20 protein-coding genes and 3 tRNA genes are annotated in these 19,181 nt (G+C 60.3%); 16 read left to right on the forward strand and 7 right to left on the reverse strand.

Annotated features, from left to right (window positions below):
• Positions 1–7 precede the first annotated feature (7 nt).
• Entirely contained in the window at positions 8–1,276 is a 1,269-nt protein-coding gene (locus tag GLX_RS04395) for an MFS transporter (RefSeq protein ID WP_014104821.1), read from the reverse strand.
• Positions 1,277–1,384: 108 nt separating this feature from the next.
• On the opposite strand from GLX_RS04395, the gene GLX_RS04400 reads away from it, so the two are divergent.
• From GLX_RS04400 to GLX_RS04420, 5 genes are all read left to right on the forward strand, one after another.
• A complete protein-coding gene (locus GLX_RS04400; protein ID WP_014104822.1) occupies positions 1,385–1,750 on the forward strand; it encodes a tRNA-binding protein in 366 nt (121 codons plus the stop codon).
• A complete protein-coding gene (gene gpt / locus GLX_RS04405; protein WP_014104823.1) occupies positions 1,750–2,232 on the forward strand; it encodes a xanthine phosphoribosyltransferase in 483 nt (160 codons plus the stop codon). The genes GLX_RS04400 and gpt overlap by 1 nt, the downstream gene beginning before the upstream one ends.
• A gap of 137 nt (positions 2,233–2,369) precedes the next feature.
• A tRNA-Pro gene (locus tag GLX_RS04410) sits at positions 2,370–2,446 on the forward strand.
• 21 nt (positions 2,447–2,467) lie between these two features.
• Positions 2,468–2,773, forward strand: a complete 306-nt coding sequence (locus GLX_RS04415) for an ETC complex I subunit (protein ID WP_041247173.1) — start codon at positions 2,468–2,470, stop codon at positions 2,771–2,773.
• Between the two features lie 26 nt (positions 2,774–2,799).
• Positions 2,800–2,876, forward strand: a tRNA-Arg gene (locus GLX_RS04420).
• Positions 2,877–3,415: 539 nt separating this feature from the next.
• Here GLX_RS04420 and GLX_RS04425 read toward each other — a convergent pair.
• A complete protein-coding gene (locus GLX_RS04425; RefSeq protein WP_014104825.1) occupies positions 3,416–4,207 on the reverse strand; it encodes a TonB family protein in 792 nt (263 codons plus the stop codon).
• Positions 4,208–4,315: 108 nt separating this feature from the next.
• Here GLX_RS04425 and GLX_RS04430 point away from each other — a divergent pair, with 108 nt between their 5' ends.
• Positions 4,316–4,786 (forward strand): DUF2946 domain-containing protein, encoded by a 471-nt coding sequence (locus tag GLX_RS04430; protein ID WP_014104826.1) that lies wholly within the window; start codon positions 4,316–4,318, stop codon positions 4,784–4,786.
• A gap of 124 nt (positions 4,787–4,910) precedes the next feature.
• A complete protein-coding gene (locus tag GLX_RS04435; protein ID WP_050856151.1) occupies positions 4,911–7,016 on the forward strand; it encodes a TonB-dependent receptor in 2,106 nt (701 codons plus the stop codon).
• A 146-nt stretch (positions 7,017–7,162) separates the two neighbouring features.
• Here the strand turns inward: GLX_RS04435 and GLX_RS04440 are convergent, their stop codons facing one another.
• Together GLX_RS04440 and GLX_RS04445 are read right to left on the reverse strand one after the other, a co-directional pair.
• Complete coding sequence (locus tag GLX_RS04440) at positions 7,163–8,536, reverse strand: lipopolysaccharide biosynthesis protein (RefSeq protein ID WP_014104828.1); 1,374 nt, start codon at positions 8,534–8,536, stop codon at positions 7,163–7,165.
• A 195-nt stretch (positions 8,537–8,731) separates the two neighbouring features.
• Entirely contained in the window at positions 8,732–10,000 is a 1,269-nt protein-coding gene (locus tag GLX_RS04445; protein WP_014104829.1) for an O-antigen ligase family protein, read from the reverse strand.
• Between the two features lie 247 nt (positions 10,001–10,247).
• On the opposite strand from GLX_RS04445, the gene GLX_RS04450 reads away from it, so the two are divergent.
• The 6 genes from GLX_RS04450 to GLX_RS18400 all read left to right on the forward strand — a co-directional run bounded on the left by GLX_RS04450 (position 10,248) and on the right by GLX_RS18400 (position 13,489).
• On the forward strand, positions 10,248–11,402 hold the full coding sequence (locus GLX_RS04450) for a transglycosylase SLT domain-containing protein (protein WP_014104830.1): 1,155 nt from the start codon (positions 10,248–10,250) through the stop codon (positions 11,400–11,402).
• 331 nt (positions 11,403–11,733) lie between these two features.
• Positions 11,734–11,886: a fungal specific transcription factor domain-containing protein gene (locus tag GLX_RS18010; protein WP_148268539.1), complete on the forward strand. Its 153-nt coding sequence runs from the start codon at positions 11,734–11,736 to the stop codon at positions 11,884–11,886.
• A gap of 189 nt (positions 11,887–12,075) precedes the next feature.
• Positions 12,076–12,207: a hypothetical protein gene (locus GLX_RS19195; RefSeq protein ID WP_269448791.1), complete on the forward strand. Its 132-nt coding sequence runs from the start codon at positions 12,076–12,078 to the stop codon at positions 12,205–12,207.
• 40 nt (positions 12,208–12,247) lie between these two features.
• Positions 12,248–12,382: a hypothetical protein gene (locus tag GLX_RS19200; protein ID WP_269448794.1), complete on the forward strand. Its 135-nt coding sequence runs from the start codon at positions 12,248–12,250 to the stop codon at positions 12,380–12,382.
• Positions 12,383–12,453: 71 nt separating this feature from the next.
• Positions 12,454–12,636: a hypothetical protein gene (locus GLX_RS17005; RefSeq protein ID WP_081477872.1), complete on the forward strand. Its 183-nt coding sequence runs from the start codon at positions 12,454–12,456 to the stop codon at positions 12,634–12,636.
• Positions 12,637–13,327: 691 nt separating this feature from the next.
• On the forward strand, positions 13,328–13,489 hold the full coding sequence (locus tag GLX_RS18400) for a hypothetical protein (protein ID WP_158309220.1): 162 nt from the start codon (positions 13,328–13,330) through the stop codon (positions 13,487–13,489).
• Positions 13,490–13,875: 386 nt separating this feature from the next.
• Here GLX_RS18400 and GLX_RS04470 read toward each other — a convergent pair whose 3' ends face one another.
• Both GLX_RS04470 and GLX_RS18405 read right to left on the reverse strand, forming a co-directional pair.
• On the reverse strand, positions 13,876–14,100 hold the full coding sequence (locus tag GLX_RS04470; protein ID WP_014104832.1) for a hypothetical protein: 225 nt from the start codon (positions 14,098–14,100) through the stop codon (positions 13,876–13,878).
• Positions 14,101–14,103: 3 nt separating this feature from the next.
• Positions 14,104–14,280, reverse strand: coding sequence for a hypothetical protein (locus tag GLX_RS18405; RefSeq protein WP_158309221.1), 177 nt, complete (start codon positions 14,278–14,280; stop codon positions 14,104–14,106).
• A 45-nt stretch (positions 14,281–14,325) separates the two neighbouring features.
• On the opposite strand from GLX_RS18405, the gene GLX_RS04475 reads away from it, so the two are divergent.
• From GLX_RS04475 to GLX_RS04485, 3 genes are all read left to right on the forward strand, one after another.
• Positions 14,326–14,547 carry a hypothetical protein gene (locus GLX_RS04475; RefSeq protein ID WP_041247178.1) on the forward strand — a complete coding sequence of 74 codons (222 nt, stop codon included), beginning with the start codon at positions 14,326–14,328 and terminating at the stop codon, positions 14,545–14,547.
• Positions 14,548–15,021: 474 nt separating this feature from the next.
• A complete protein-coding gene (locus GLX_RS18915) occupies positions 15,022–15,210 on the forward strand; it encodes a site-specific integrase (protein WP_231850405.1) in 189 nt (62 codons plus the stop codon).
• Between the two features lie 67 nt (positions 15,211–15,277).
• Positions 15,278–15,367: transfer RNA gene (locus tag GLX_RS04485), tRNA-Ser, on the forward strand.
• Between the two features lie 250 nt (positions 15,368–15,617).
• Here GLX_RS04485 and pglX read toward each other — a convergent pair.
• Positions 15,618–19,181 (reverse strand): BREX-1 system adenine-specific DNA-methyltransferase PglX, encoded by a 3,564-nt coding sequence (pglX, locus tag GLX_RS04490; protein ID WP_014104834.1) that lies wholly within the window; start codon positions 19,179–19,181, stop codon positions 15,618–15,620.

Raw genomic sequence — 19,181 nt, forward strand, 5'->3', positions numbered from 1 at the left:
CTTCCCCCTAATCGGGGGTGATGTCATCCAGCCGGTCAAGGTGCCACAGGGTGGGGAACATCCGTATCCACCCGGCCGTGATCAGCAGCGTGCCCACACCCCCCAGCAGCACCGCGCCAACGGGGCCGGCCAGGCCAGCCACCATGCCGCTCTCGAACTCACCCAACTGGTTGGATGAGCCGATGAACAGCATGTTCACTGCCGAGACACGCCCGCGCATGCTGTCGGGCGTGCGCAGTTGCACCAGCGCGCCCCGTACCACCACGCTCACTACATCCGCCGCCCCCAGTACCGCCAGCGCGATGATGGAAACCGCCATGGAGCGCGACAGGGCGAACACCACGGTCGCTACCCCGAATATCGCAACCGCCACGAACATATGCCTGCCCGCATGACGGTTGAGCGGCTTCCAGATCAGGACAAGCGAGCACAGCACGGCCCCGATAGCGGGTGCGCCCCGCAAAAGCCCCAGCCCCAGCGGCCCGGCATGCAGGATGTCACTGGCATAGACCGGCAGCATGGCGGTGGCCCCACCAAGCAACACGGCAAACAGGTCAAGCGATATGGCGCCCAGCATGTCGGGCCGGGCACGCAGAAAGTGCATCACTTCCACAAACGTAGCCAGCGACAGCGGAACACGCGGTCGTGGCGCATGGACAAGGCGGATACGCAGGGTGCCCATGCACGCACAGGCAAAGCCCGCGGCACAGACCAGATAGCACGTCCCCGCCCCCGCCCCGTACAGCAGGCCCCCCAGCGATGGCCCGGTCACCGCCGCTGCCTGAAATAGCGATGACGAGACAGCGGCCGCACGCGGAAAGACGTGGGCGGGCACCAGCGATGGCAGGAAGGTCTGCTGGCAGGGCATCTCGAACGCACGGGCCGCGCCAAACACCATGACCATGGTGTAGATCATCCACGGTGCGGTCCACTCCCCAAACGCCGCAACCGCCATGAACAGTGCCGAAAAGGCTTCAATGCACTGGCATGTCATCGCGATCAGGCGACGGTTGAAATGGTCCGCCGCGTGGCCGGCAGGCAGCAGGAGCCCCGCCATAGGCAGGAACTGCGCCAGCCCCACCAGTGCCAGCGCCGTGGTGCTATGGGTCAGCGCATAGATCTGCCACCCCACCGCCACGGCCTGCACGCAGCCCGAAAAAGACGATGCGGTACGCGCGCACAGGAAAGCGACAAGCCCCGGATGGCGGTGCAGCGGTAACGAAGGCGCAGACAGACCAGCGTCATGCGCAGGCGATGGAGGGGGTGATGGGGGCATGGTCCCCTACCCTTACAGCAGCCACGCAATATCGCCTACGGGCCACACGTTTGAAAAAGTGTATTCCGCTGTTTGCAAATCCCCCCCGACACGGGCAAAAGCAGTGGGATGAGAGACCCTGTAGAGCATGCCGCCGTGCCCGGCACGGAAGGGACCACACGGGACTGGCTCGATATCCGGGCCGGTACGGTGATCGACGCGCACCCCCTGCGCGAGACAACACCGCATACCTTCCGGCTGGCTATTGATTTTGGCCCCCATATCGGGGTCCGGTCCTCGGTGGTGCAGGTCAATCACCGTTATGTGCCCGCACGTCTGGTCGGTCGCCAGATCTGTGCGGTGATCAATGTCCCGCCACGCCAGGTCGGTTCCTTCCGTAGTGAAGTGCTGACACTGGGCATGCCCGACAGTAATGGCGAGGCCGTCCTTATCCGCCCCGACGGCCGCGTTCCCGATGGAGGAAGACTTTTCTGATGGCTACAAGCTACGCAACCGTAACCTGGGACCAGCTTCACCGCGATGCCCGCCAGTTGGCCAGCACGCTCATGACGCGTGGCCCCTTTAAGGGAATCGTGGCCATCACGCGCGGGGGCATGATCCCGGCTGCGATCATTGCCCGTGAACTGGACTGCCGCCTGATCGATACCATCTCCGTCGTGACCTATGACGAGGAAAAGATGGGCGAGCCAAGCGTGATCAAGAACGCCGACGCCGCAGGCGATGGCGAAGGCTTCCTGATCATTGATGACCTTGTGGATTCGGGTGTTACCGCCCAACTCGTGCGCAAGCTCATGCCCAAAGCGGTGTTCGCCTGCCTGTATGCCAAGCCCTCGGGCCGGCCGGTGACGGATATGTTCGTGGTTGAGGTACCGCAGGACACATGGGTGCTGTTTCCGTGGGATACCGCCCCCCTGTTCATTCCGCCGCTGGCCAGCAAACCCGCAGTCAAGGCCTGAGCCTTTCCCCCTACACGACGTGTTGTTCACCGCGCCCGTCCTCGCCGCTTGCTGCGGGGAGCATGGGCGCGGTATTTTTTTTGCAAGATTGTGCTTGCCAGAACAGCAGTTGCCCCATAGGTTCCCGCTCGTGGTCGCGGGGCGTGGCGCAGCCTGGTAGCGCGCGTGTTTTGGGTACACGAGGCCCCCGGTTCGAGTCCGGGCGCCCCGACCATATCCAGGGAGACAGATGAGTATGCGAGCCCGGATTTACAGGCAATCAAAACCCGCTGGCCAGTCAGGCCAGACCATGACCCATACATGGGTGCTGGATTATGGGCAGAGCCGCCCTCGCCATGTCGATGCCCTGATGGGCTGGACCGGCAGCGCGGATACCCAATCACAGCTTCGCCTACAGTTCCCCGATCAGGACAGCGCCGTGGCCTACGCCACGCATAACGGCATTGCCTTTGATATCGAGATCCCGGCGCCGCGCATCCGCCGCCCCAAGGCCTATGCCGACAATTTCCGGTACGACCGTATCCAGAACTGGACGCATTAAGCCCGATCTGGCACAAAAAAGGCTTCGCGCCCTTAGCTCAGTTGGATAGAGCAACAGCCTTCTAAGCTGTGGGTCGCTGGTTCGAATCCAGCAGGGCGCGCCACTTTTCAATGACCTAGCGCCCGAAAAGTTGGCACGGTTTGCAGATGGTTTGCAGCGCACTATGGCTCATTGCTGTATCGACCGACTCCGGTCGGTCGCGTGTTGCTGCGATCAAGACCACTGTGCCGATTTCTCGTTCCCGGTGCTGTTCCCACAACTGCATACCTGCGACAGCAACCTCGGTAAGGCGCGACAGATAAGTGTCGATGATGCGCTGATCGCGTGACTGCTGACGGCGGTGATCCAGCGCGTCATAATGCCGACCTCGGGCAGGCACGCGATCCCCGTGTATCGCAAGATACGGCGCTGCCTGTGGTTTTTGGGGGACCACTCCCTACTTTACGCTTTCACAGATTTAAAGACGCCTGACAATATTTCGCACCGGCACGACAGCCGGTCAGGCCGGTTCATATTGGCGCAGTCCCATATTCTGAGGACGCAGCATGCATGCCCGGTAAAACCCGCCAGAGAATGAATGACTGCCCGTCATCCACCAGCATGAGCGTTGATGCGTCAATCCCAGGCAGGGATACGGCATTTTCAGTGCAGGTGAAAGGATACGGGCAGCATGACATGCGTGCCTTCCAGCCCACCGCCTTCTGCCGTGCAGGTCACCTTGCGCGCAGCAGCAAGGGCGGTGCTGTCCAGATCATCATAACCAGTACTGCTGCGCAGGCTGGCCTGTACAACCTGCCCCTGTGCGCCCAATGTCAGTTCAACACGGGCATTGCCTTCTTCGTGCATATGTCGGGCCATGCCGGGGTAACGCCAGGCAGGCGGCGTGCAGTGAGGGGCGGCGGGCGCATGCGTGCCGACCGGAGTTGGCACTTGTGCCACCGGAGCCTTCCCCCCGTCACGCGTGGGCTGCTTCTGTCCGCTACCCTGCGCGGGGACAGGATGAACGGCAGGAAGCCGTGACGCACGCCCCATAGACAGGCCCGGCCCTGGTGCCACCACCTGCTTTTTCAGCTCTCCATCACGAATGGCAGGCAGCGTGACGGCTGGCTGTGGCTGTGGCTGTGGCTGTGGCTGTGGCTGTGGCTGTGGCTGTGGCTGTGGCTGTGGCTGTGGCTGTGGCGTAGCCGCTTCTGGCGGGTGCGCAACCTCCGAATGATCAAAAAAGACCTGAATGCTGTTTTTTTCACCCGGCGGTTCGGGCACCGGCGCACGGGCGGGCAGCAGCCACGCGGCAACCACCCCATGGCCCAGCACGGCCAGCAGTATGGCCCATCCCGCCACCATGCGCCCCCACCTGCGGTGGCACCCCGGTGCAGGGGGGACAAGCAGCCTGCCTGCCATCCTGTCTTGCTGTTGCGTCACGGCTTCATCCATTCCGGGCCAGCGTGCGGGTTATCTTGTCATTTGACAAAAGGAAGCGCACCCCTGACAACACACCCCTGTTACCGCCTTATCTTGCAACCGGAAAGTACCAGTTCAATCATGGGCCACGCCCGCCACCCCTTCCTGCATGACAGGCCTGTGATCCGTTGGGTCATGGTGCTGTGTGCATGCATGGGGCTGTGGGGGCAACTGCTGATTGAAAGCCGCAGCCTGCCGGGGGAACTGCCGCGCGGCACCATCATGCGGCTGACGGGAATTGATATCGCACCCGTCACACCCGCATTACCCATGGCGGCCATGCCCGCCATGGCATCCGCACACCATGCCATGCCGGGCGCAATGGCCGCCCACCTACATGTACCAATGCCTCATACCGGGCATGACCATGGTGAAGGCTGCCCGCTCTGCCCGCTTCTGCACCTGCCTGCCCTCGCGCTGGCCATGGCGCCCTTCCTGCCTGCCCCCCCCATGGTATGGGCACAATCACGCCATGAGCCGCGCCAGCCCCGTGCTCCCCCCACTGCCCCGCTGGGGCTGCCGCCATCACGCGGGCCACCTTCCGTCTCCTGAACCCTGCCATACGCTGCCGCATGCCCTGACCGGGGCGTGCGCGTTCCGTCTCCTGTTCAGGACATGAAAAGTGACTTCCATAAAGAAAACGCCCACCCCACTAACCGTGGTGGCGGGTGGCTGGATGCTGGCTGGCAGCCTGTGCCCGCTGGCCACCCACGCCGAGACCACCGTAACGCTGCCCGGCCTCTCCATCGAGGACACGGCGGAAGAGACTCCAATGGGTGATCGCCTGCTCTCGGCCAGCAGCCCCTCGCGCATTGACCGTACGGCCGCCAGCCTCAGCAGCCCTGATGCGGCCAGCCTGTTTCGTAACCAGCCCGGTGTCAGCACCTATGCCGCCGGGGGCCTCGCATCCCTGCCCGTGCTCAATGGCATGGCGGATGACCGGGTCGCCACCGTGGTCGATGGCGTGCGCATTGCCTCGGGCTGTCCCAACCATATGAATCCCGCCCTGTCCTTCATCGATCCCGACAGCGTGGATACCGCCACCGCCATTGCCGGGATCACACCCGTCAGCATGGGCGGCGACAGTACCGGCGGTACGGTGGATGTGGAACGCCGCGACCCACAATTTGCAAAACACGGCAAGGTACTGGTCACCGGCCATGTGACCGGAACCTACCGCAGCAATGGCGGCGGCTATGGCGCATCGGGCAGCCTTACTGTGGCGAATGACACGTTCAGCCTGCGCTACAATGCCTCCTACGCGCAGGCGGGCGATTACAATGCTGGCGGTGATGGTGGCGTAGTCCGCTCAACCAGTTACCTGACCTACAATCATGCCGTGACCTTTGGCGTGCATAAGGACAATCACCTTCTTGCCCTGACCTTCGGCCAGCAGGATACCCCGCACGAAGGCTTTGCCAACCAGTACATGGACATGACCAACAACCGCTCCACTTACGTGAACGGCAAGTACGTCGGCACGTTCGACTGGGGCGAACTGGAGGCGCGCGGCTACTGGCAGCGCGAGGACCATGCCATGGACTTCCTGCCCGACCGGCAAAAGACCACCCACATGCCCATGAACACCAATGCCCACATGGCCGGCTACAGCCTGAAGGCCACGGTCACGCTGGCGCAAGGGCAGACCCTGCGGCTGGGCAGTTCGTTCGACCATTCCGGCCTGAACGACTGGTGGCCCCCGGTTGCAGGCAGCATGATGATGGGGCCGGACACCTATCACAGCATCAATGACGGCCATCGTGACCGGCTGGGCCATTTTGTGGAGTGGGAAGCAGCATGGACGCCGCGCGTCTCCACGCTGCTGGGCTTCCGCAATGATCTCGTCATGATGAATACGGGGCCGGTATCAGGCTATTCCTCCACCCCGTCCATGATGAACAACGCCAACATTGCCGCCGCCAACGCGTTCAATGCCACCGACCGGGGCCGCACGGACGTGAACTTCGATGTCACGGCGCTGGTACGCTGGAAACCCCGACGCGACCTGTCGATTGAAGGCGGTTACGCGCGCAAGACCCGCTCCCCCAACCTGTATGAGCGGTATGCCTGGGGCCGGTCCGCCATGGTCAGCAGCATGATCAACTGGTTTGGCGACGGGAATGGCTACGTGGGCAACCCCGATCTGAAGCCCGAGGTCGCCAATACCGCCTCCATTACCGTTGACTGGCATGACCCCGATGGTGACAGATGGGACCTGAAGATCCAGCCCTATTATACCTATACCCATGACTACGTGAACGCACAGCGCCTGACGGCCGCCAGAAACGGGTTCTACACGCTGGGCTTTGTCAACCATAACGCGCAGAGCTATGGCATCAACGGATCAGGCAACTACAGGCTGTGGAATACCCCCCATTTCGGCCGGGGCGAGATCGTGGCCAACATCAACTGGGTACGTGGACAGGACCTGACCAATGGCGCTGGGCTGTACCATCAGATGCCCACCAACGGCAGTGTTGCCTTACACGAGACATGGAAGAACTGGACCGGTCGGGTGGAAATGACCTTCGTGAAAGCCAAGGACACGGTGGACTGGGTGCGCAATGAACCCCGTACCCCCGGCTACGCGCTGCTGGGGCTAGGTGGGCAATATCACTGGCGTTACGTGACACTGGATGCCAGCATCGATAATGTACTGAATCAGAAATACGAACTGCCACTGGGTGGCTGGTCACTGGCGGATGATGCCGCCACCGGCACCCTGCGCGCCCTGCCGGGCATGGGACGATCGTTCAACGTAAGCCTGACAGCCAATTTCTAGGCAACCACAAAAAGCGGCCCGCAGGACGGGCCGCAGACCATGAAAAGATTTCTGGTGGAGCTTTTCCAAAAAGCTCCATAAGACGCCGCCTGTTTGAAAAAAGGCGGCACCCAGAAACTTTTACCCGTTTTCAGACAGCGAACAGGTCATGCCCCCTTTTCCGTGGAGCCAGATACGACCACGGGGGGAATATCCATATGTGACGGCCTGCGGCCCGGGGCCACGCGCCTGAACCATGCCACCACCGGACGCAGGCAGATGCACAGCATAATCAGTGCTGCGACATCAGCCGCCGCAGCTGCCCCCTTCAAGTGCCACGCCATGGTCATGCCATAGACCAGCGGCAGGTAGGTCAGGGTCACGATGATACGCCCGCGCAACACCTGCGAAACCTGGCCGATCACCGTAAGCAGTGGCTCAAGCGGCACCACGCCAAGCCCCAATATGGCACTGCCCAGCATAAGCATGATAAGCGAACGCCCGCCATGCCAGTGCATATGCAGCATCCATGTAAGCAGGGTGTTGCCCAGCACCATCGCCACCCCCATGAGCAGGATGGAAAACCCCCCGATCATGAGGAACAGCTTGATGACGACCCGCTTGATGCCATACCAGTCCTGCTTTTCGCGCAGGCGGATCAGTTCGGGATAGAGTGCGGGCATCATGAGTTGGGCGGGCTTGGCGATCCCTTCGCCAATCTGGCGCGAAACCCGGTACACGGCAGCATCCGCTGGCCCAAGTATTCCGCCAACCAGCAGGGTGCCGAACTGGTTGAAGACCGATCCCAACAGGTGGTTGCAACTGGTTGAAAGCGTAAAGCGCCAGATCCCCGGTGCCTCCCCCGCACGCAGTCGCGCCAGCAGGCTGAAACCCGGCATGCCACCTGCCCGATGTACCTGTAGCCACCCCAGCATGGTACTACTGATAAACATGACAAGCTGGGTCATGCTCCAGACCAGCAGATAATAATCCAGCCCGAAATGATAGAAAAAACCGATACCCGACCCCACCGTGCGTACCAGCGCACCCGACAGGTCCGTCAGCATAGTCAGCCAGAAGGAATTACACAGCCTGAACACCCCGGCCGACCAGCTTGTGTTCATGAACGCGATGGTCAGCATATACAGCATCGCCGCTCCCTGGTCGGTTGCCGGCCAGCCCATATAGGTGCCGAACAGCGCCACCCCCAGCGTGCCGAGCAGCCAGCCCACGCCACCGCTCAGGTAATCCGCCCGTATGCAGAACGCCAGCACACGCGCGAACTCGGCGCGCCTGCCATTAGTGAAGGGATCGGTCCCGTAATGCAGCAGCGGTTGCCAGGAGAGCAGATGCGTGGCGGCAGAGACCGCTGCCGCAAACGTGGTCACCAGCATCAGCACGCCAAACTGCTGCAACCCCAGCGCACGCACGGCCCACGCCACGTAAACAAAGCTACAGATCGCATTGGTCGCGCGCCCGGCAATCAGGAAGCCGGTATTGCCGAAAATACGCTTGAGCGCATCACGTTCGTCAGTGGACATGGGTAATCACACGTACAAAACCCCGTGCACAGGCCGGACCCGGACACGTTTCCTTGGAACAACAGGCCAAAATGATAGCGCAAGCTCCTTGCTCAAGACGGATGACGCCACATCCATGCGGTTTGTACCCGCAACTGTTACCGCACCAGCACGCCCCATGTTGTCGGGCACCTTAATGTGCTCTGGCGGGCGGGGCTAGTCCCTGCCACGCATGTATTGCAACTGAGAGGCAACTGGTGATACCGCCAGCGCCCACCCCACAGCCATGAACAGCCACCCCGCCGTGGGCTGGGTCAGTAGCGAACTGGTGGACTGCACCGGCCACAGCTCCAGCGTGACCGTAACGGCCAGCATCAGCCGCTGCGGGTCATGCGCCGCCGCCAGTCCGCGCCAGATGGGGGCCAGCAGGCATACAACCAGCACACCGAACAGCCCCATTGCGGGCAGTCCCCCCATCGTCCCGACAAGCAGGTAGAAATTATGCGGGTGCAGGTTGCACCCCGCGGCACCACCATACGCGCCTTCGGCTACCCCCAGCCACGGCAGGCCATGAAAATAGGCTGGGTCTGGGCAAGCATGGCGGAAACCGTCAAACCCCAGCCCGAACCACGGGTGGCGCGCAATCATCACACCCGCGCGGATGAACAGCATGCCATACGGGCTATCGGCAAAGGCGTGCATGTGCGCGACAAGGTTCACGACCAGTTTGTCATAGGCTTGGGGCGACAGCACAGGCAGCAGGGCAATCTCCCCCGCCCCCATTACCATAACCGCCAGCACGCCCGCACGCAGTCGTGGCACCACCAGCCCCACCACGCCCATGGCGGCCAGCATGTGCACAAGCGGCATGCGCTGGGCCACCAGCACCATGGTCAGCGCCAGCCCCAGCAGCATGGCCACCACCATGGGTCGCCCGCGCGCGCCCGACTGTCCCGAAAGCCTGATGAAATGGGGGAACAGCCCCGGCAGCGCGGTCATGACCAGTGCATACCCCGCGCGTGGGGCCCATAGCGGCCCCAGCAACGCACCATCGGCCCACCGGCCATACCCCATGAAATTGCGCCCGCACAGGTACTGCTGCCAGCACCCCGCAACCAGCCACAACGCTACCCAGCCATAGGCACGTGCAAGCTGCTGGCGCACGATGGCCTGCGGCAGGACCCAGACCTGCAACCCTGCCACAAACACGAAATACCGCCCGAAACCCACCGCATGCATGACCCCGCGCATGCCTTCGGCCAATCCGGCGCACAACACGATATCGCCCCATAGCAACGCCGCCACCACCACCCATGCCTGCCGCAGCCAGCACCAGTGGCGGCACAGCACGCAATGGGCCATGAACATGATGGCCACCGCCGTCATCACGATTTCAGCGGGTGCAAGGGCATAAAGCAACAGAAGCGGCATGGGGAGCACAAGGGCGGTTGCAACCCGCAGCATCCACCACTCAACCTGCCGCATCCATTCTCCCCTCCCCCGCGCGCCCGCTCCGGTCCTGCTGGCCACTGGCCTACAACGCATGGCTGCCGTCCCTCGTGCCAGCCATACGGGGCGCTTGGCAAGCCCCGGATGCTGCCATCAGGATCGTACCGCGGTGCAACCCTGGGCATGCGAATTTGCTCGGCCCCGCGCTACCGCTCCGTTTATATGAAAACATTCTTGGCCACCCAGGGAGCGGCAGGCGCCCCCACAGCAGGATGACACAGACGTGCGGCAACTGGATTATAGACCGGGACTGGCAGCCCTGACCTTACTTGCGCTTGTCGGTTGTGCGGCAACGCCCTCCACCACCGTCATCCGCGGGCCGACCGTAACGGGGGCACAGCGCATCTATGCTGCCCCCGGCACGGCGAGTGACCCATGGGGGCCCTACATACAGGAAGCCGCGACCCGCTTTTCGGTCCCGGCCGCATGGATCCGCGCGGTGATGCATCAGGAATCCGGCGGCCAGCAATATCTGGACGGCCAACTCACCACATCGGGTGCCGGTGCCATGGGCCTGATGCAACTGATGCCCGAAACCTATGCCGACATGCAGGCGCGGTACGGGCTGGGCGGTGATCCCTATGACCCACATGACAACATCATGGCCGGCACGGCCTATATCCGCCTGATGTACGAGCGTTTTGGCACACCGGATTTCCTGGCTGCCTACAATGCTGGCCCCGAGCGTGTGCAGGAATGGCACCAGAATGGTAATCCTCTGCCCGCCGAGACCATACAATATGTGGCCGCCATCAGCCCCGGCCTTGGCCCTGACCTGCCGCCCGGCCTGAGCGGCGGTACTGGAGCCACCATGCTGGCCCAAGCTGATGGCGTGAGCATGAACGCGGCCTATGTCCCGCCCGTGGTTACCCCTACCCTGTCGCGCACGGCGGATGGCTGCCTGCGTAATGCCGATGCCGCCTATGACCCCGGCGCGCCATGCCTGATGGACCGCGACACCCCCCATGAGGGCACCGGGGATGGCATGCCGCAGGCCCCGCCTGCCAATGCGGATGGCGCTATGGCACTGGATACTGTGCTGCCCGACAGGGCTGTGCCTCCTCCGCTGCCTGATACCGCGGCACAAGCCGCTGTCATCCAGACGGTGGGCTACAGCCCGCGCGTGAGTGGGGCATGGGGGGTGCAGGTCGGAGCCTTTTCCACCAATGCCGAAGCCCGGCAGGCGCTGGACATGACCCGCACCCTGATCGGTGCCCGGCAGGCGCCCCTGGCAGCCGTGGTCATGCCAGTCCCGTCGGGCACGGGTGTCCTGTATCGTGCCCGCCTGATCGGCTTTGGTGCATCGGATGCATCAGATACCTGCCAGACCCTGCACGCCCATGCCATGGCCTGCTTTACCGTTCCGGCCCATACCTGACCCGATACACCGCTTCTGCAATCCACTGACCCGCATGGGTGGGCCAGTAGACAACCGGACACCCATCGCAGGATACCGCAACTTTATCGGGAAACAGGGCACAGACCCGGTCCATCGGGTATGCTCCTGTCATACCCATGACATGGGTGACCACAGTAATGCGGGTTACACCAGCATTCAGGTCCGCCATCCCTGTCGTTGCCGTGTGCATTCCCGCTATCAGAAAACGCGCCCTGCGCCTGACGCACGGGATGATGCTGCGTGTTTTTTTCGCAACCTTCCAACCGTATCCCCGCTCTTCCTGAGTTGGACACAAAAAGAAGAAACCAGCATGAAAAAAACCGTACAGACTCTGGCTGTCCTGTCCCAGATGACCAACGAGCGGCCTGCATGGAACCACCGCCGCATGGGCATGGCGGTCCGGGCGGCGGTCGCAATGGGAAGCAGATATGCCGTCGGACCGGGTAGCGATGATTATGGCTGAGATATGGTGGCCCGGACGGTATGGGTGGACCGGCCAGGCACTGATGGCATAATCCGGCTTTTCTATCATGCCGGTTTTGTGATCGAAAAAAGGAAGGAAATGGTTTTTTCTATCCTTCCTTTCCCCTGTCCCCGCCCCACCCATATCTGGCAGACCCGGTGGATCCTGACTGCCGGGCAGGAGGTTGTCATGGTTATGGGAACACGTTACCGCACATCTTCCGGTCTGGACCGGCCTTCAACCATCAGGGCAATGGACCTTGTCTGTATCGGCATAGTTCTTCTGACACTGGTGCTGTGGCTTTCACTCGCTTTCTGGTAAAAGCTGTTTGTTCACTCCGTTAGAGGAGGATCAGATGTTCATGAACACTGTAATGCAGCGTAGCCCCCATGCCGGTGCCTATCGTGAAAGCGAGCCGCAAAGCTGGAACATTATGGGTGTTGGCCTGATTGCCGCAGCCTTTGCCCTGGCAACGGCGCTTATCTTCTTTTTGTAAACCTGCGGAAAGGCACGTTTTTCCCCACCCGCATTTGCCCCTGAGCGGTACGATGCATCATAAAGGTGTTTATGCGCCCATTCCTTGCCCTGCTTGCTCTCCTCTGCCTGACCACCGCACTGGCCGCCTGCGCTGATCGTGATCCCCGCACTGATCGCAATGCACGCGCCGCCTATGACCATGGTGGCGGCCCACAGGGCGACTGGGGCAGTCTGGGCGGCGGATGGAGTGGTCCCGGCACGATGGGGTGGTAGCCAGTTGTCTGACCTGCCTGAACAATTGCTCATCTGGCTGATACAAATTGTTAGCTGGCAGACATCTCTGTGCTACTTGGCAGCAACTATAGTGCCACCCATTCAAGATGAGGGAGGCATGATGAAGCAAATCGTTTTCCTGAGTCTGGCCCTCCTGGCAGTCATGCCCGTGAATTACCCCACCATAAGCACGGCTCGCCACGCACAGCATGAAGCGGTCCCTTTTTGACCAGAAATAGTGTTCCGCCCCTGCATAAAGCCGGTTCATGCTTCCAATATCATGGAAAAAATCATGTCCAGGATAAGCCTCTTCCTTGCCCTATACATGCTGGAGGCCATCATTAACCCTTCCATTGCCCAAAGCCGGACGGAACGCATTGTATAAAATCACTACACATCAGCATGCGCCTGCACACATCAATACGGAAATGAGGCACACACGCGACTATACGCCAGTCATGGACGAAAACAGCGCGACCTACCGCAATATCGATTAAAAATGCGCAGCACAGGGGTTGGGCAATGTATCTTCGCAATCTGTAACGGTGGGCGTAAGCCAGACGACACGGCGCAATTTCTATGCCAACTGCATGCTCCAGAGCGGCACCTTGCAGCAGGACAGAAAAAACTGATCCAATCCCGGAACGCCAGCCTCGTGCTGCCGTTGTAATCACACCTGCGGGAGGCCGACATGTCACACCTGATCAGAGTATACGCGCCCTTTATACTGCTCATGCTTCTGGCCGGATGCCACGGCGCAGGGCACGACCGTCCGACCTACTGGCACGAACATGATAGCCAGTACCGCAATTCGTACCAGCACTGGAGCCGTGGCCCCCATACCGATCACTGATGTCATATGACAACGGATAAACCGGGCCGTGTACTGCATATCACGATTTTTGTTCATACCCCCAGTGGAGAAGGAGGCATTAATGTATTGAACTACGCAATGACTGTCAGCTTACAGGTTTTCATAAAATAAAACCTATAGTTATCCTATTTTTATTTCCTGAAAACCGGATGATCCGGATTGAGCCGCTTTTTTCCCAGGCGCATGGCATGCCGCATCGAAAACATGTGCGCGATGCCCCGAAACTGGCAACGTATTGCAACCAGATACGACCGGTGAGCGTGTACATTCAGGCCGCCAAACGCAACATTGGTTAGCGCCTGCCCCATGGTCCAGTCGTTATGCTCGCCCTGCGAAATGCCGTCATTCAGCGGTTCCAGCGCCGCCTATCCGGCCATGCCCTGCGTGGCCCCGGCCAAAGCGCGGGTTGCAAGTCCGCTTTCGACGTTGAACCGACCAAGAATGGATGCCGTACGGACCGCCCCCATGCCCGGCATGAAGGTCGGGGCGACGTTCAGCGGATCAAGGAACTGTGGCAGCAGGCCGCCGCCAATGCGGGCCGTCCTGCCAAGTATATCACCCGACCCGCGGGCCATGGTGGCCTGTCGCACGGCCTACGCGTGCTTCTGCTGATAAAGATCATTAGCCAGAGCATCCCACACCGGCGCACTGAACTTCAGGTCCGGCGCCTGATAGCGGCTGTTGGCCAGATTGTTAAGCAGCATGGGCCTGCACCGACAAACTACCAGCCCCCTGCGTAGCACGCTGACCCACATCAACGTCTGGCGCACGCGCGAGGGCCTGCTGCCCGTCGTGCTCCAGAAGGAGAAAACATCGTGACCGACACCAGCATGGGCGATGAAGTCTCCCGCTCCCGATTTAACCCTGAGCCGCATGCCTGTGATCGCAAGGTGCGCAACATCCCTTTGAGAGAGCCAACGATCTCGCAATCGCTCCGTCTGCTGATCCAAACCTGGGCCATGCTGAACCCAAACGCCACCATTGAGGAACGGCAATACCGCGCAGCACTCGTGGCTACAGAAATTGCGGGGCGATAGGGGCATGGACACCCTCCGTCGTGACCAGAGCGCCCTGTCCCGCCTGCTGTCAGCCTGCGTGGCGTGGAGCTGGATCACCAGCAACTCTGCCCTGATTTTTTGACCAAACGATCATCTGTGAACGGCGCGACCCGATCACCCCGCCCTGTCCCGATTCGGTGGCACTGGTCAAAGCCGCCCACCATGGGCGCAATTCTTGATCTGCTGGAACAGACGGGCATGCGGGAAAACGAAGCTATCAGCCTAACGGTTGACAATGTGGACCATGAAGCTGCTCCGTACCAAGACAAGCCTGCCCCGCATGATCGCATGGGTCACACCAGACAGAGGATGCCACGGCATTACTGGAGCAGGCGCCCCGTACCGGCTTCCTGTTCCTCAACCTTGGCGGCAATCCCTACCGCAACGCAGCCTCGAATTACGGGCAGATCATGCGCCGGGTGGCCGCACGGTGTGAAGCCGTGGGCATTCCGTTTGCCCGCTTTCGCATCCACGACCTTCGCCATCCGGTGGCTCAAGGCCGGTGGGGACATCTACCGGCTGAGCCGCCATCTGGGCCACACATCGGTCAAGACGACCGAGAGCTACCTGTCCGCCCTGACGGCGGATGAACTGGACCATGTGCTGCATGTCGGCACAAAAGTCGGCACAGAAGCCCCATGAAGGCAGCGATTTTTTGTGCGCCCCAACCCCTAGACGGCGGCGGAATACCTAGCTAAATAACCCCTATGGAGAGGTGGCCGAGCGGTTGAAGGCAGCGGTCTTGAAAACCGCCGAACGTGTAAGCGTTCCGTGGGTTCGAATCCCACCCTCTCCGCCAGTCATTCCAGAAATTCCTATAAAAGATTGTTTGAACAACAAATCATTGATAAAAAATAAGAAAAGTTCTTGGGTGTCGCCTTTTTTTAAAAGGTAGCGTCTTGTGGAGCTTTTTAGAAAAATTCACCAACAACTTTTATAATTTCAGGATATTATTGAGCCTGACTTTCCAAATAGCCTATAAGGTATGGAAGTGGTTGACGTTTTCACATCACTTCTACTGTCACCCCAATGTCCGTCGCGGAATACACTCAGCCATCTGGCGCTTCCAGTCCTTTGATCGGTTTCAGCGCGCCTGCAAATAGAGGGTAGTTGCGCCTTACCCCATCATCCAGATCAATGGCGATCTTCTGCTGCGCCATCGGAACAACCACCTCCCTTACCCATCGGGTCAGTTCTTCAATCTGCCTGTCCACCACGCCAACGGCTTTCTGTATCCGGGCACGCTTGCTGTATGTGGCAGTCGGGTTATCGACCAACCTTTCCAGCAGACCACGTTCAGCGTCCAGCCTGATCATGAATTCGTGCACGTACCGGTCCAGCATGACCGATACGGTGTCAGGCCGGTAGCGATGCATGTAGATCAGTGCATTGAAGCTGCCTCCGGGGCTGGAAAACATCCAGTAAATCGGGCGCTTCCTGTAACGACAAACATGATAGTCGTAGAAATCCCTGATGAACCAGTTGCGCAGGTCCTTGCCCAGCGCTTTTTCAATAAATGCAAGGTTTTCGTGAAAACCCGCCGCGCCAAAGGTCACGCGCAGGAAATCATGGGCATAGGTCACGATATCACTGGCAAACCAGTTGCGATCCATTACGGGAATGACATTGTCGCGGTCGGGGACAAAACGGGGTTCTGGCACGCGCGCCAGGTACGCATCCATTCCTTCCCCCTGACTGGCAAGGATCAGGCCGGGCACATCAGGGCTATACCGGCCAAACATGCAGCCCACGGCATAATGGAGAAGTTCGGCCACGGTATCATACAGCAGAAGCCTCTCCCGCTCCACCATACGTACCTTGCCACCATAGCGATAGGCCGGGTTGCAGGTCAGCGTAATGTCCTCAACCGGCACTTCGGGGGCCACTTCGCCATGCAGGCCATAGGCGTTGATGAACAGACGGTTATTCTCCTGCTCCAGTTGCTGCATCCTGTCCGTCATACCCTGCCAGCACGAGCGCAGTCGGTCATAACTACCCTGCACCGACCCCGCTCTGTGCGCGGGCGAGAGCAGTGGTAGTATGGTAAAATCCCAGGAGGTTTCGCTGGCATCCCAATCTGATTTTCCGATTTCCACGGCAGCACGGACCGTTCGGTCAATCGCATCAACTGCCAATGTGTCAGGCAGGGGAATTGCCGCCACGTTGTTGACCTGAAAATTCAGGGTCGGGTTCATGGCCTTCAGGAAAAGCCGGGCAGTTCTTGCGCACAATGCGCCCGTATAAATTGGCAGATGCGCAGGCGCATCAGGGAACAGCGAGCAGCCTGCCATATCAAAAATAAAGCCTTGCGGCTGCTGACGTACGCCAAAATAGGAAGATGATAGGAACGACCAACTTACCGATGGGCTGAAATAGCGATTCCTTGCCCGCGGATATGCCCGCCCGGATGCGAGGATATCACGCCCCCCCGCTTCCCAGTTTACGACATGCTCCGCATTACCATACCATTTCCTGAATGCGCCGCCCTTGGCGTATGGGAACCACTTCTGTCCAGACAGAATGGCCTGTTCAGGCGATGCGGCATGAGGCAGGAAACGTTCGCGGCTGATCTCATGCCATTTCCTGACGAACCGCGCGTTTCTACCCGTCGTCATTCCACACAGGACTGCTGCCGTATCCCCTATCAGCGGAAAGCGGGAGAAGCAGCGCCGGAAATCCTCGGACAGCCAGTATGCGATCGGACTGCCCGGGATTTTTCTGAAATCCTCCGCCGATGCACGATACACCCAGGAGCACGCGCCGTTCTCGATAGCCATGCGCAATCGGGTTCGTTTTTCAAACTCCGAACCGCCATCGACAAGGCGGATGAAGGTGCCTTCAAGGTTTACGCCACGGACTTTCCCGATCACGAATGCCGTGGTGGAGACTACCGCACCACCAATATTGTCAAACGCCCGCTCTCCCAGATGGGCCATGGACAGGATCACGGAATTCGCAAATAACCTGTCCCGTAGCTTTTCATATGATGACAGGAACATCCATGACTGCATGTTGATCATGGCCATCAGTCCATGTTCGACACACAGCCCAAGTGCGCGTTCCATGAACACGGCAAACAGATCGGACCGGCTATCTGGGTAGTGCGCCTTGACGAAAGCGCCCAGTGTTTCGTTCATCCCCTTCCCGCCCATATAAGGCGGGTTAGCCACCACAACATGATAATGCGGCGACAGGACCTGAACCATACGCAGCACAGTCATGACACGGACCTGCAGGTCATTGCGCACCGGGTTGCCGCCACAATCCCATGCCGCCACCACCTGCTGCACCCTGCCCACGTTGCACAGTTCCGGCACGACCAGCGAGCCGAAATTCTTTGCCTGCCCGAACTGCGCCAGCGTCCCGCGCAGCGCGTCAGTAAACAGGTCGCGCCCGACCATGGTGGCAATATCGTGCATCTCGGCCGGACTGAAGGTCACGTCCTGCAAAACGACAATATCGGGTTTTACCTTCATGTGCATGAAACGCTGCCGCCCAAGCCGTGTTGCCGCCTTCATCGACAGGGCAAACATCGCCAAAGCGCCAGCACGCCCGTCAATTTCGATTCCGGTCAGGTTATGCGTCAGGATCAGCGCCGGGATGGCCGTGGCTTCATACCCCGCTTCCTCATAAATTGCATGGAGCAGGTCAAACGCATAGGTCAGCATGTGGCCCGCGCCACAGGCTGGATCACACAGGCGTATCTGCTCGGGCCGCTCAATGCGCGGGAAAGGAATCCGGGGGCCATCGGGTGCGATGTAATATGCCATCCGCGTGGCCAGTTGCGCGTGCGGGTGATTGAGCATCCACAACCGTCCCAGCGCATTTTCTACAAGGTAGCGTACAATCCAGCGCGGCGTGAACAGTTGCGTTGCAGCGGGAATATCCTGCGCCGTGATCCTGATATTCCGTTTCAGCCCCGCAAAGACCTGGTCTTTCTTTTCCCTGATATAAAACTGATAGAGCCAGCCAATGATCTCGACATCCTGACACGCCTCTTCCGTCATGACCGCACGCAGGCGGCCGAGAATGCTGTCAGGTAACAGCAGGTCATCGGGCATCAACAAATCAGTATAGTCATCTGCCCGGTTGGGGTCGTGTGCAGATGCAAACAGATAAGGCATCAGGGCATGCCACTGCGTGCAGGCATGGATCAGTAACCGCCGATATGCCTCTGCCCGCCCGTCATGGGGGGATTGGGTGCCGTTCAGATATCGGGCAATGTCAGGACAGGTGGCATCCGGCAAGTGACCGGCCATGGCCTGTTCCAGAATTTCTGGCCAGATGCCACCATCAGCGGGGGATACCACACGGGGGTGGGTCAGCCCCGTTACATCCATGAAACGCAGTGCGGTAAAACGGTTGAACCACGTGCACGCCACCTGCCCGACGACCTGCCTGCGGTCTTTCGTCACAGCGGCCTCCAGCCGGGCAATCGCGCCAGGATGGTCACGCCGGGCCGTAGCCCCTTCGGCCAGCACCCTGTCCAACCGAACAGCCACCTGGTCAATCAGCACAATGCGCGCAGCATAGGCAAATCTCTGCAGCGCACTGGTATCCATCAGGTCATCACTTTCCCGCCCGCATCGTGCCCGGCCGGCAGGGTCTGTCAT

This window comes from Komagataeibacter medellinensis NBRC 3288 (genome assembly GCF_000182745.2).
Classification (GTDB): domain Bacteria; phylum Pseudomonadota; class Alphaproteobacteria; order Acetobacterales; family Acetobacteraceae; genus Komagataeibacter; species Komagataeibacter medellinensis.